Origin of the sequence: Williamwhitmania sp. (assembly GCA_035529935.1) — a bacterium.
Taxonomy (GTDB): Bacteria; Bacteroidota; Bacteroidia; order Bacteroidales; family Williamwhitmaniaceae; genus Williamwhitmania.
On the sequence record DATKVT010000119.1, the window covers coordinates 1 to 13,557 of the forward strand.

Sequence of the window (13,557 nt, forward strand, 5' to 3'; positions counted from 1 at the left end):
ATGGGTTGATGGTGTCAAAGGTGGAAAGGCCGTTTATCTGACCAACGGAGCCCACCTCGAGGTTCCTTATTCCACTGACTTCCTTCCTGCTAGCATGACCATCTCAGTATGGGTTAAGCTGGATAACCTAGGTTGGGAGAACAACATTATCGTTTCACAAAACTACTGGTGGGGTTATAAATTCCAAACCCAATCAGGCACAAAACCAATGATTACAGAGCGTATTGATGCCAACACCGTTCAGGATTTTGATGATGGCGATGGCGTGGTTGCTGCTGGTGTTTGGAGTCAACTTGTAGTTTCGCTGAATAGCACAACAAATACTTTGACGTTCTACATCAATGGTGTGAAGACTCAGACTTATACGGAAACAAATGGCGTAGGTCCATTGACTCAAACCCTTTCTTTTACTGATATCAACACCAATTATACCTACACAGCACAGCCATTTTTAATTGGCACTCTTGCAACTGATGATGAAATCGCAGCCCATCCTGATAATTTTAGCTGGATAACGACTGCCAACGTAGGCTGTTTTGAAGGTGCTATCGATGAATTAAGAATCTATAGCATTGCACTGACTGATGGACAAGTTTCGAAGTTGTACAATGACGAAAAACCGTAATTAGGTGATTAGGTTTATTTGTTAGGTTAATGGGTTAGGCTCAATTCTTTCTGCATCACATTTGGAAGGATATTGAGCCTTCCCTTTTATTTGACTCTTTGAAAACATTGGTGGAATACTAATTTCCTTATTGTTTTAGGAATAGGATCACAATTATCTGCATACTATGGTTCGCAATATCCTAATATTTATGCTATTATTCAACTCTTTAGTTGCCTCGGCTCAACGTGTGCAACGCTCAGCTCCGGTGCAATGGTGGCGCGAATCAGTTTTTTACCAGATTTACATGCCCTCCTATCAGGATAGCGATGGCGATGGATATAGCGATTTTACGGGAATGACTGCGAGGCTCGATTACCTTCAGTCGCTTGGTATTAAAGGGATTTGGCTTACCCCGTTTCTTAAATCGCCAAAAGTAGATAACGGTTATGATGTGGCCGACTACTATCAGATTGATACAATTTATGGCACTCTTAACGATTTCAAAATATTTCTGAATGCTGCCCACAAGAGAGGAATCAAGGTAATTATGGATATGGTGGTGAACCACACCTCCACAGACTGCCGCTGGTTCCAAGAGTCTAGAAAATCAAAGGATAATTCCTACCGCGATTACTATATTTGGCGCGATAAACCCAATAACTGGGAATCTTTTTTTGGCGGAGGCGCATGGCAGCTCGATAGCCTCTCCAACCAATATTACTACCACAAGTTTGACGTAAGAATGGCCGATCTCAACTGGTCGAACCCGAAAGTGGTAGCTGAGATTCAAAAGGTACTTCGCTACTGGCTCAACCTTGGCGTTGATGGCTTCAGGTTGGATGTAATAAACTTCCTCACTACGGATGGGATTTTGGCTGACAATCCGGTAAAGGATGGAAATCAGGAGCATATTTTTGACATTAACCAGCCTAGCGTGAAAAAGGCCATTCAAACTATTAAAGCTACCATTAACGAATACCCCAACCGCTTTGTAGTTGGTGAAATTGGTAGCGATAAGCTAGGTGTGATTAGTCAGTATCAAGCACCTAACCTACTGGATGTTGTTTTCAATTTTAACTTTGGAAGCATCCCAAAATTTTCCGTTGACCGAATTTTTAATGAGCTGCAGAATATGGAGAAAAGCATGAGCGATTATCCTACCCTGTTTTTTGGTAGCCACGATATGCCACGGCTGATGAACCGACTTGCCGATGGTAATCCCGAGAGGGCAAAGACCCTTGCCGCCCTTATGCTTACGGCTAAGGGCGTCCCTTTTGTTTACTATGGCGAAGAGATTGGAATGCAAAACATTGTAGCCAATACTTATGCTGAAATGGTGGACATCCAGGGAAAAACCCACTATTTAATGGCTCTTCACAATGGAATGACACCAGCAGAAGCTCTTGTAGAAGGCAACAAGCACAACCGGGATAAATCACGCAGCCCAATGCAGTGGGATACAACTCGCAATGCGGGTTTTACGACGGGCAAACCCTGGATAAAGGTTCAAGAAGACTACAAAAATGTCAATGTTCAGGAGAGTTTGCAACAAAACGAATCCATTTTGAATACCTACAAAAAATTGATAACCATGAGAAATAGTGAGCCAGCCCTTCAGTATGGGAGCTACGAACGACTTGAGCATATCGACGACATGATACTGTTTACTCGCACCTATGCCGGTGATAAAGTTACGGTTGTTGTTAACTTTGGTAAGAAGACAAGCATTGACGTGCCATCGGATGCAAAAATACTCGTGGGTAGTAATGAACTTGAGCCAAATGGTTTTTTGATTTATAGGCAATAGATGAAAATGGTTTCAGTAAACCAATCGTGTTGCAATGGTTACTTCACCGTATTATTAACCTAATCTCTAGCTCGATGAAACGTTTACTTCTAAATATCGCCGCTCTTTTAATATCCCTATCGGCTTTAGCACAAACCGGACAGCTAAATATTTCCCGCATTGATTTAATGCCCAATTTACCTGCACCGCTTCAGATTAGGGATTGGAGCACCGTGGCGCATGATTACGACACCTACGTATTCGACCTCACTAAAACAGGATCATATTTGCCGCTGGTACGCCTTGGCACTCAAGGGCAATTTAACTATGCCGACAATACGCCACTCTTTCTCGATAGCTACGTAGGTTCTGTTGACCATTCTAACCAAGCAGAGGCCATAAACATATTGCCGGCAATTGTGGGCGCAAGCCTAGTTGGAATCGATAAGAGTAACCAGAACGGGGTGAATTGGGTGGCCAAAGTCAAGGATTTCTTCAACCTTAAAAATGGCCAGAATGTATACCTCAACAGCTACTCAACCGTTTCGGGCGATGATTGGTGGTACGATGTAATGCCCAACGTTTACTTTTATCAGCTGAGATCGCTATACCCCAACGCCGCACCCGAATTCAACAGTCAGTTTACAACCATTGCCGACCGATGGCTAGGCTGTGTTACCCAGCTGGGTGGAAGCGCCACTCCGTGGGCAGCTCCAAATATGAACTACCGTGCCTTTAACTTAGCAACTGGTCTACCCTTGAACACAAGTGTCCCTGAGCCCGAATCGGCTGGAAGTATTTCGTGGCTGCTCTACAACGCCTACCTCCAAACTGGGAATCGGAAATATTTTGAAGGTGTTCAGGAGGCCATGGACTTTCTAACCAATTTTGGATCGAACCCAGCCTATGAGCTTCAGCTGTCCTACGGAACGGTTACCGCCGCCAGAATGAACGCAGTGGAGGGAACCAATTACCCCATGCAGGAGTTGCTTGACTGGTGCTTCAACCGGGGCGATTTGAGAGGGTGGGGTGCTATTGTAGGAACTTGGGGAGGCTACGATGTTTCTGGCCTAATTGGTGAGGCCAACGATGCTGGTAACGACTACGCCTTTGTAATGAATGGCTTTCAACAGGCAGCTGCACTTGCTCCGCTACCCAAATACGATAAGCGTTACGCCCGCGCCATTGCCAAATGGCTGCTGAATGTTACCAACGCTAGCCGTTTGTTCTACTGGGATGCACTTCCTCAAGACAATCAGGATTCCTACACATGGGCTTCCACCAACGACCCAACTGCCTGCATTCCACATGAATCGATGAAACAGGTATTGTCAGGTAAAACACCATTTGCCACTGGTGATGCAATTGGCGGTGGATGGGCAGCCACAAATCTTTCGCTCTACAGCGGTTCCACCGTTGGATATCTTGCCTCTGTAGTTAAAACAACCAATATCCCCCAGATTCTACAGATCAATCTCAATAAAACAGACTTTTACGGGGAAAATAATCTAGTTTCGTACCTCTACTTTAACCCAACCACGGCCGATCAGCAGGTTGATGTTACACTTCCGGCAGGAACTTTTGGGGTATACGACGCCATTACCGAAACCATTCTATCCTCAAGCGCTACAGGGTCCATCCAAGTGACCGTTCCTGCAGGAGAGGTAAGGTTGATACGTCTTTTTTCATCGTCGATTACGCCAGATGCCAGAGATGGAAGGCTATATGCTGGCACAGATATTCTCGACTATCACTACCAGTATGCTTACAACGGAAAACTCCGGGTAAAGGCGCTGTCTACCGATCATAATCCAATTATTACCGATTCAACATACACCGCATACTGCACGCCAGGAAATATTAATGTGGGCGATCCAGTGCAGTACGAATGGTTTCTGGACGACGTGCCAATTAATGGGCAAACCCAATCGCAGGTGCAGCTTACCGCACCTGCAGCTCCATCACAATTGGTACTCAAATGCGTAGTAACCGCCAATAGTCAGACTGCCGAGGACACACTTCACCTTTCCATAGTGGATCACATTCCAACTCCTCCTGCAGTTACCGGCATTCAATCGAGCTCAAAATTCACCAATATTGGCAGCGAATGCACCTTTACTGCTCTTGTTGACTCACTACCAGGTGAAATACTTCAGTATGCTTGGAATGCTTCTGGTGGCACATTAAGTCAAACCATCGGGAGGTCAGTTTCTTGGCAGGCACCATCGTCTCCAGCTGTGGATACTATTACAGTAACTGTCACCAATCAGGACCAACTTTCCACAATGGTATCCACAGAGGTGTTGGTAAAGGATACTAGCATCGCCGAACAAACGCCGCTTATTTGGTATCCCTTCGATTCGAACAACCTTAATGCAATATCCAACCGTTTCAACGCAACGGTGGTTGGGGCAACCAAAACCAATGATGCCCGGGGAATGGCATCGTTGGCGTACCGATTTACCTCGGGGCAAAACATCATCTATACCCCAAACGACCCGGATCTTAATTTTCCCGATGCGGTGACCCTCAGCTGCTGGGTAAGGTGCGAACAGCTCGGTTCCGAAAGGTTTATCATTTCACATGGCTCATGGCAGGAGCGCTATAAGCTATCCATTACCCCCGATGGAGTGCTGCGATGGACCGTAAAAACAAGCAACGGTGTGGCCGATCTCGATGGCTCTGCACCAATTGAGCTCAATCGATACTACCATGTTTGCGTTCAATATACAGGATACTCCATGGAGCTATATCTGGATGGCGTTTTGGATACGTTTAAAGCCTTTTCGGGTGCTCTTCAACCCTCAACCTCACCCATTACAATTGGGCGGATGAACAACGTTGAAACACTCTACAATCTTCTTGGAAGCGTAGATGAGGTAAAACTTTGGGATAAGGAGATTCCCATTTCCCAAATTGAACAGCTAAAGAATGAGTGGGCCGAACCAAGCGGAATAAAAACGAATGAGTTGGCTGTTCGTATTTTTCCCATCCCAGCTAAAGAGGTTATCAATGTGGAATTCAACGGGGTAACACAGGCCAAACAGGTCTCGTTGCTATCTATGGATGGGAGAGAGGTTTCCGGCTGCCGTGTTAGCGCGGGAGGTTTTGGAATCCAAATTGAAATTCCTAAAACCAGCCCTGGAATGTATATGTTGAGAATAATGCTGGCTGACGGCCAGTTGATTAGCCGAAAAATAGTTATCCAGTGACGAGATTTTAAAGATTAAAAACACCTAACCTTCATTTTTATGCGACATCAAAAAAATAGGCTGCCAATTTTACTCCTTTTCTTGGCCGTTTTAGTATGCTCCTCATCCGGATTCAGTCAGCAGCTATCCCTTAAAGCGGCTGGGGATGAAAAGGCTGGTTATCGTGTCGAAATTTACAATGGCAATCAATTTGTGGTAACCAACACGGAGGAATTTTCCCTACAAATGTTTAATCTTGATTTAAGTACAGTTGCAGAATTGCCACATTGGACCGGTCAGAAATGGACTGGAAATGAAAGGAGTATAACCTTAACAAGAGATACTTACCTAAAAGATTTTGATGCCAACCTGTCGGTTTCGGTAACCTATGAGGTGGTAAATGCAAATACAATAAAAAAGACAGTGGAGCTGTTCCAACCCTCCATGCCGGGGATGTATTATATTTTGCGAGAAACCGCTCGGCCTACAGAAAAGCCAAAGCGGTATGTAACCTTCGAACATGATAATTTCCCCGGTGGCTTTGTGCACGAGATGTATCCAGCTGTGGGCTTTATTACGCCAAGCAATAGCGTGGTGGGTTTCCTAACCGATGCAGGTTATAAGAATCAGTATACACGGAATACACGTCGCCGATTTAGTGGACGAGGTGGTGGATTTGTGGGCATGCGCCGATTGCCCGATCCGAACCTGTTTTCTGTTGCAACGTTACCCGAGAGAGCCGAAAATAACCAATACATAAGGCAGACCTTTGGCGAGATGTATAACCTCGACGCTGGTGTAGATACCGAGTTAATACCAGATACCACCTATCAAAAGGAGGGCAATGCTGAGATAACTAGAAAAGATGGGCTTATCACTATTGCTGGACATCCTGGAGGTAGGGCAGGAATAGATTTTATTGCCCCCTTTAAAGATCAGAAGATATATACCATTTCGTTTTTGTGTAAAGGAAATGCTGGCGTGGCCTTGAAGCTGTTTAGGATAAAAAATGGTCAACGAACTGTTGAGTTGGAAGATGGAGTTAAGTACATCGACAACTTTCCTGCAGATGAGAAGGGCTGGACGCTCTTTAAGGGAAGTATACTCGTGCCCTATATCGAAAAGGATAGCGTATCGGTGTTCATTGGAACGCAATCGGGAAAAGAGTGCTTGCTCCAAATAAAGGATTTGAAGTTTGTGGAGAATCACCCCCAGAGTGAGCCATACAATGTACTTCAAATTGGTGAAAAGGCTGTAAAAACTACCTATATCTTTGTGGAACCGTGGGTGTCGCACCAGCAGTTTATGATCTCATCCCAATCGAGGTTAGCCGAGGGAAAAGGGTTTAAGGGGTCGTTGATAGAGAAAATGCTTTATGCCAACTTCAATATGCTCACCTGGGTTACCGATACCAAAGACTTTACCCCGTTTAATGTGCCCAACATGAACTATGCTCCCGATATGTATAACCGGGATTCATTCTTTTCAACGATTTCATCGTACAACAAAGATTTGAACATGGCTATATGGGCTCAATGGGGCAAAACACAAACACCCCAAGGCGGTATCGGCACCATTATAACTCCGCTCATGGGATCGGTGGAGGCTAAGGACAACGAAGCAACCATTGAATGGCTTATCTGGGCAATGATGAATAAGCGTCGCTTTGGCGTAACCCTTCCGCAGGAGAAAATTAGGAGAGCCGTTGACTATGTGCTCAAGGAGTTTGATCCCAATGGAGATGGAATATGCAAGTCACACTTCTGTTTGGGTCAGGTTGATATTGTAGACTACAACCCTAAAACGGATAGGCTTGGCCTTAACCAAGGAATGCTGGCCATTGCATTACGAACAATTAAGGAGTTGGGATTTAACATTACAGAGGCCCATATCGAAAAAGCCGAGACGGCATATCGAAATTTTTATGATCCCATACGAAAGCACATGCTGTTCGACAGGGAGTATCCCGACATTATTTCGCTTACCGACCTGGAGCCTGAATTTTTCTCGCTATGGCTATTTAATAGGCCAATGCTAACCGACGAGATGGTGAAAAATCATCTGGATCAGATTCCCGTGCTCAATAAGGTGCCAAACTCTCCGCACCCGGAATATGGCACTACAGCACCCATCTGCGTAAGATTGATAAAGAGTGCACCGGGCTATTCCTATCTCACCCCCGATTATCAACCATTTGGAAAGTTTGGTGAGGAAAATTATGCCAACGGTCAGCGCGATGGGGTTTACTACAACGGCGGCAGCTGGTTTCGGGCCGAATATTGCGCCTACGTGGTGGGCTTAAAACACGGTTGGAAAAAAGCACCCATGTTGATGGAAAACCGAATTTGGGCAGAGATCTACCTCAATCCCCAATGGCCGTTCAGCAAGGAGTTTATCCCAACCAAATGGACCACAACCGCAAGCTGGTGGCCATCTACAAGAGGGCTGTGCTGGAATGTATTTATTCTTATGGCCGATGAGGTGGCAGGTCTCCGCACACCCGATATGGACCCCGATTACATAAAATCGGAGGCAAAGTAGGAGCGCCGTTTGTCATTGAATAGGGGTAGAACCCTGAGGGAGTAGCAAGGGCTACATGTAAATATGGCAGTCCTTGCTACTTCGTTTTTAAGTAACCCCGTTCCAACCGTGCTTCACTGAGGCTTCCTCGGCAAAAGGGAGTAGGCGCCAGTCCCGAAATAAACTTTATCTGAAAATTGGCTACCATTTGGAGCTGCGTATGCACTTACTGGTGTTATTCTATCGCACATATTTTGCTGTATTAGACTGTTCAAAGATTTACATTCCCTAAAACATGAAGGAAAAAACATTACCTTTGATACTATCATATGATACTATCATGAGAAAGTTTTATGAAGCCACCTTACCAAATTACTGCTAAAATATTGACGCTAGTCTCCTTGATTTCTGAAAGAATTGGAGAAGTAAACTCTGTTCATCTGAGCAAACCTCCAACAGAATTAAGAAAAAGAAATCGAATAAAGACAATTCAATCTTCCCTCGGAATTGAGGGAAATACTTTGACCATTGAACAGATTACTGCAATCTTTGAGAATGAGCGAGTTCTTGGTCCAAAAAATGATATCATTGAAGTTAAGAATGCTATTGCAGTATATGACCAACTAGATGAATTTGAACCTTACAGTTTTGACTCTTTCTGTAAAGCACACCAAATACTTATGGAGGGGCTCATTGAGTTGCCAGGAAGGTTAAGAAATAAGGCGGTTGGGATTGCAATAGGTTCTAAACTCGCTCATATTGCACCTCCGAGTGAAATGGTAAAACCATTAATGAATGATTTATTCAATTATTTAAAGAATGATGAAAACCTACTTTTAATAAAGAGTTGTGTCTTTCATTACGAACTGGAGTTCATTCACCCATTCATGGATGGTAACGGGAGAATGGGTAGGTTATGGCAAACCGTTATACTGATGGACAAATACCCAGTATTTGAATATTTGCCCGTGGAAGCGTTGATTAAAGAAAAGCAAAAAGAATACTATGATGCCTTGGGCAAATCGGACAAAACAGGAGAATCAACCTTATTCATTGAGTTTATGCTCGAAGTAATTAAAGAATCGCTAGATGATTTGCTGAAAACAGCAAATGTTGCCTTAACAAATATAGATAGGATAAGTATTTATAAATCTATTATTAAGGACGAATATTTCAATCGCAAAGATTACCTAAGAAATTTTAAAGAAATTTCACCTGCAACGGCAAGCAGAGATTTACAATTTGCCGTTGAGAATGGAATAATCGACAAAATTGGAGACAAGAATACCACCAAATATAAATATCGAAAGAAAGTTAACAAAGCATGATCGTGTTTACCTCGCCCAGATAGATGACGCATTTGGAGTCTTCACTGCTTTTAGGTAGCTTTACTATCGTGGGGTAAGGAAACAGTTTCAACCGACCGCAGGAAGCTCAGCGAAGCTAAACTGCCAAGCACAACAAGTACACCAAGCGTTGGCTGCTACCATACAATCATTCTCTGACAGTGAATTACTACTAGATGAAAATCGAAGACTTAGATTTGGGAATTTCGTTCAGTTTTAAACATGTTTATAAATTATATGAGCGATAATATAACAAAACGTATTGGGATACTTTACTTCTCACCTACAAATACAACGAAAAAAATTTGTAAGGCAATTGCTTTAGGTATGGGAGCCGAAGTTCCTGTCGATTTGAACATCACCAATCTAGATTTCCGAACAAAATTGTCTTCAAATCCAAATGCGCTTTTAGATAACATTGACCATATAATTATTGGAGCACCTGTATATACAGGCAAATTACCTATTCCGGTAATCGAATGTTTAAAAGCCTTAAACGGAAATGGAAAAGAATGCACAACCGTTGTTGTATACGGTAATAGGGATTATGGTATTGCACTTTACCATATGGTAGAAATTCTTACTAATAATGGTTTTAGTATTAAAGCTGCTGGCGCTTTTATCGGTCAGCACTCATATTCGGATATAGTACCTGTAGCTATTGGACGACCTGATAATACTGATTTGGAAAAAGCGTGTAATTTTGGAATAGATAGTCTAAATACTTCTAATTATTTGTCTTTAAAGGATATTTTGGTTCAAAGGGACATGTTTTCTAAATCAAAGAATTACACACCTATAATACCGGCTTTCAAATCAGAGAAATGCTCTTTCTGTGGAGCTTGTTCAAAACGCTGCCCTATTAATATTATTTCGCCGGAAACAGGCAATTTCATGAATCAAGAAGCCAAAAAAAAATGTCTTGGATGCATGGCTTGTGTTTCAATCTGTAAGAATAAAGCTCGATTTGTCAAACCTAATATTATAATGAAATTAGTACTTAAAATTCTCCTTAAAAAACCTTCTGTTTACCGCCAAGAACCACTTACAATTTTCTCATCAAAATCATAATGATTATAAAAATAATATAAGTCCTTTCAAACTCCCAAACACGCAAACCATTACCTCCAGCCCCTAAAAATATTCCGCTACCGTTTACTCTTAATTGAGAAATAAGCTAGAATTATATTGAACCCATAAAATTATGTCATATGCAAATGATTGCTGAGGAATAAAATGCTTTATTTTTACAAAGCATAACCCGGAAATCCAATGAGAAAGTATCTGTTTGTATTGGCAATAGCGTTGCTTGCTATTACCAATGAAGCTCGGTCACAGACGCAGGATTATAGCTGGATATACCTGTATTATACCAACTCCTTTGGTGCTCGCCCAACGTTTACAATCCTTTTTAACGATAAGGCAACCCTCCAGCTCGAGAAGAAAGCGAGGATAAAGTATAAGGTATACTCCACGGGCGATATTAAGATATCCTGCTTCTATGGGATAGAAAAGGGCGTTAAGCTGGGAGAGAGTTCCGTAACCCTCGCTGTTCAGCATGGCAAGAATTACTACGTTAAGCTTTATAATACATACCTAAAGCTGGTAGATGTTGATGAGGCTACCGGTGAAAAAGAGTTCAACGATTCAAAATTGGCAGTGGTTCAAAACTATGTGGAGGATACTCAGGACCCCTTTATTCAAAATGCGGCAACCAACACCCTTGCAAATAGTAATACCGCTGCAAATAGTTTCGCTTTAAAAACAGTGAAAGAGGAGGCAAAATCGGATGTTGATATCGATATTCCGGTAAATAAAACTGTTAAGCCAAATACCTATGCGTTAATTATTGGCAACGAGGATTACAGCTCTTTTCAAACCGGCCTAAGCAACGAGGTTAATGTAGATTTTGCCATTAACGATGCACGGGTATTTAAGGAATACTGCATCAACGTGATGGGTATTCCGGAAAAGCAGATAAAATTGTTGACCAACGCTACAGCCGGACAAATGAGCCAGGGTATTGCCTGGTTAAGCAACCTTGCCAAAATTGATGATGGCAAAGCCGAGCTGGTATTCTACTACTCCGGTCATGGTTTGCCCGATGAGCAGACCAAGGAGTCCTATATGATGCCTGTTGACATCAGCGGGAGTAATGTTACGCTTGGTATAAAGCTGTCCGATTTATATGCGAAGCTAAATGAGTATCCAGCAAAAAGGGTTTCCGTGTTTCTCGATGCCTGCTTTAGTGGTGGCGCACGAAACCAAGGATTAATTGCAATGAAAGGGGTTAGGGTTCGGCCGAAGGAAAACATGATCGGTGGTAATATGGTTGTGCTCTCGTCGAGCACCGGCGAGGAATCGTCGGGAGTATTTCGGGAGAAGAAGCATGGATACATGACCTATTTCTTGCTAAAAAAGCTGCAGGAAACCAAGGGCAATATTACCTACAAGGAGCTGGCCGATTTTGTTATTAACAGCGTGAGGAAGGAAACCGCGTTGAATAGCAAATTACAAACACCGCAGTGCAGCTTCAGTCCAAGCGCAGATAGCACCTGGGCAAATTGGTCAATAAAATAGCTTTGCCGCTAAACGTCTTACATCGAAGTAAAGAATAGAAACGATTAGCATGTCCGTGCAAGCAGGGGATATATACCCATGTTTATAGAAAGAGCTTGCAAAGAATAAAAGGCCCTTTTGATGACATGCAGCAACAAAAAATTACTATTTTTAGGAAAAATAAAATGCACCATGCTGAAAAAAAGGTATACAATATTTCCAATACGGGGTGGATATGTGCACCTTTTCCCAGAAATGGTGCACATATAAACGAGTTATGGCACATTTGAAATAGCAGTAGCAAAAGCAAAATATTATGAATGATATTTACCATTATCCACCAGATTTGTTTGATTTAATTGTCCAGACAATTCCTTTATTGAATCGTTCGAAAAAATCGGTATTGACATTTTTTAATGGGGCTGGTGTTGATTCTCGAATTTATAAAGATGTTTCAATTAAAGTAAATTCTGCTCCTGACTCTATTTCCAAATACGATATATGTAGGACAATTTTGGAAAGGATTAATCAAGACACTGACAAATACTTACGTGAAAGAAGAGAAATTTTAAAACGAATAACAGAATTTGAAGCGTTCTCAACCTGTTGGGAAAGTGACCAATTCAAAGCCAAAGGAATGGTTGCTGAAATTCAAAAAGTAATTAATGTTAAAGACTCTTTTACTAGAATGAAACAAGAAAGAGACAAAGAACAAAATTTAAGAAAACAGGAATATCAAAACAAAATTGCAGAGGTTCAAAAACAAAGAGAACTCCTGGAAAAAATAAAAAAGGATTTGTTTTCACTTTTTTCCGAGACCAACTTTCAAAAACGTGGAAAAAAATTAGAACCTGTTCTTAATAGCTATTTTAAGGCTCATCAAATTCTTGTAAAAGAAGATTTTAAGCGTGTTGGAGAATTTGGAGCAGGAATAGTAGAGCAAATTGATGGAATTATCGAAATTGACAACCAAGTTTTCTTGGTTGAAATGAAATGGAAGAAAGATTCTATTGGAATCGACGATATTTATTCGCATCTCGGAAGAATATATCATCGAGCAAATGCACAAGGAATTTTTATTTCAGCATCTGGATTTTCACCTGCAAGTATATTAGCAGCAAAAGAAGCTTTGGTTAAAAATGCTCTCTTAATAATGTTTGACCTAGAAGAACTGGTTAGAGTAATAGAGGATGAGACTGATTTCAAGAATTATTTGAGGGACAAAATTAAACTCGCGATAATAGATAAAGAACCTTATAAAAGAATTTTAAAATAAAAACGTGCCATAACAAAGTACATATTTCAGAGCGGGGTTGGTGCGGTTAGCAACTGCGGATTCTCGCATCGCAGTTCATGTCCTACCGGACAGGAACGCTCTCCGAAATCCGCTCCGCAACATGTACCAACCGTTATGGTGCATTTTAATTGAACGACACGAATGACAAGACTTTTAACAATTTTGGTTCTCATTCTGACAATTAGTTTTCTTAGTTGTGGACAGATAATAAAAGAAAACCAAGAAAAGACATCAAATTCGAAATTGTTTCA

The 13,557-nt window shown here is 42.0% G+C and carries 8 protein-coding genes; all 8 read left to right on the forward strand.

Going from position 1 to position 13,557, the window contains the following annotated elements:
- Nucleotides 1-625: LamG domain-containing protein (locus tag VMW01_09090; protein HUW06405.1), on the forward strand; the 625-nt coding region annotated here is incomplete at its 5' end.
- 190 nt (nucleotides 626-815) lie between these two features.
- Entirely contained in the window at nucleotides 816-2,414 is a 1,599-nt protein-coding gene (locus VMW01_09095) for an alpha-glucosidase (GenBank protein ID HUW06406.1), read from the forward strand.
- Between the two features lie 74 nt (nucleotides 2,415-2,488).
- Nucleotides 2,489-5,605: a LamG-like jellyroll fold domain-containing protein gene (locus tag VMW01_09100; protein HUW06407.1), complete on the forward strand. Its 3,117-nt coding sequence runs from the start codon at nucleotides 2,489-2,491 to the stop codon at nucleotides 5,603-5,605.
- A gap of 39 nt (nucleotides 5,606-5,644) precedes the next feature.
- The gene (locus VMW01_09105) at nucleotides 5,645-8,125 is read left to right on the forward strand and encodes a hypothetical protein (GenBank protein ID HUW06408.1); all 2,481 of its coding nucleotides are present in this window, start codon (nucleotides 5,645-5,647) and stop codon (nucleotides 8,123-8,125) included.
- 332 nt (nucleotides 8,126-8,457) lie between these two features.
- Nucleotides 8,458-9,432, forward strand: coding sequence for a Fic family protein (locus tag VMW01_09110; protein ID HUW06409.1), 975 nt, complete (start codon nucleotides 8,458-8,460; stop codon nucleotides 9,430-9,432).
- Between the two features lie 255 nt (nucleotides 9,433-9,687).
- Nucleotides 9,688-10,521 (forward strand): 4Fe-4S binding protein, encoded by an 834-nt coding sequence (locus tag VMW01_09115; protein HUW06410.1) that lies wholly within the window; start codon nucleotides 9,688-9,690, stop codon nucleotides 10,519-10,521.
- A 201-nt stretch (nucleotides 10,522-10,722) separates the two neighbouring features.
- On the forward strand, nucleotides 10,723-12,030 hold the full coding sequence (locus VMW01_09120; protein HUW06411.1) for a caspase family protein: 1,308 nt from the start codon (nucleotides 10,723-10,725) through the stop codon (nucleotides 12,028-12,030).
- Nucleotides 12,031-12,325: 295 nt separating this feature from the next.
- Nucleotides 12,326-13,285: a restriction endonuclease gene (locus VMW01_09125; protein HUW06412.1), complete on the forward strand. Its 960-nt coding sequence runs from the start codon at nucleotides 12,326-12,328 to the stop codon at nucleotides 13,283-13,285.
- Nucleotides 13,286-13,557: the final 272 nt, after the last annotated feature.

What these genes read in the sequence shown, in the direction of transcription:
- VMW01_09095 (HUW06406.1), top strand. Translation starts at nt 816, where the DNA reads ATGCTATTATTCAACTCTTTAGTTGCCTCGGCTCAACGTGTGCAACGC.
- VMW01_09100 (HUW06407.1), top strand. Translation starts at nt 2,489, where the DNA reads ATGAAACGTTTACTTCTAAATATCGCCGCTCTTTTAATATCCCTATCG.
- VMW01_09105 (HUW06408.1), top strand. Translation starts at nt 5,645, where the DNA reads ATGCGACATCAAAAAAATAGGCTGCCAATTTTACTCCTTTTCTTGGCC.
- VMW01_09110 (HUW06409.1), top strand. Translation starts at nt 8,458, where the DNA reads ATGAAGCCACCTTACCAAATTACTGCTAAAATATTGACGCTAGTCTCC.
- VMW01_09115 (HUW06410.1), top strand. Translation starts at nt 9,688, where the DNA reads ATGAGCGATAATATAACAAAACGTATTGGGATACTTTACTTCTCACCT.
- VMW01_09120 (HUW06411.1), top strand. Translation starts at nt 10,723, where the DNA reads ATGAGAAAGTATCTGTTTGTATTGGCAATAGCGTTGCTTGCTATTACC.
- VMW01_09125 (HUW06412.1), top strand. Translation starts at nt 12,326, where the DNA reads ATGAATGATATTTACCATTATCCACCAGATTTGTTTGATTTAATTGTC.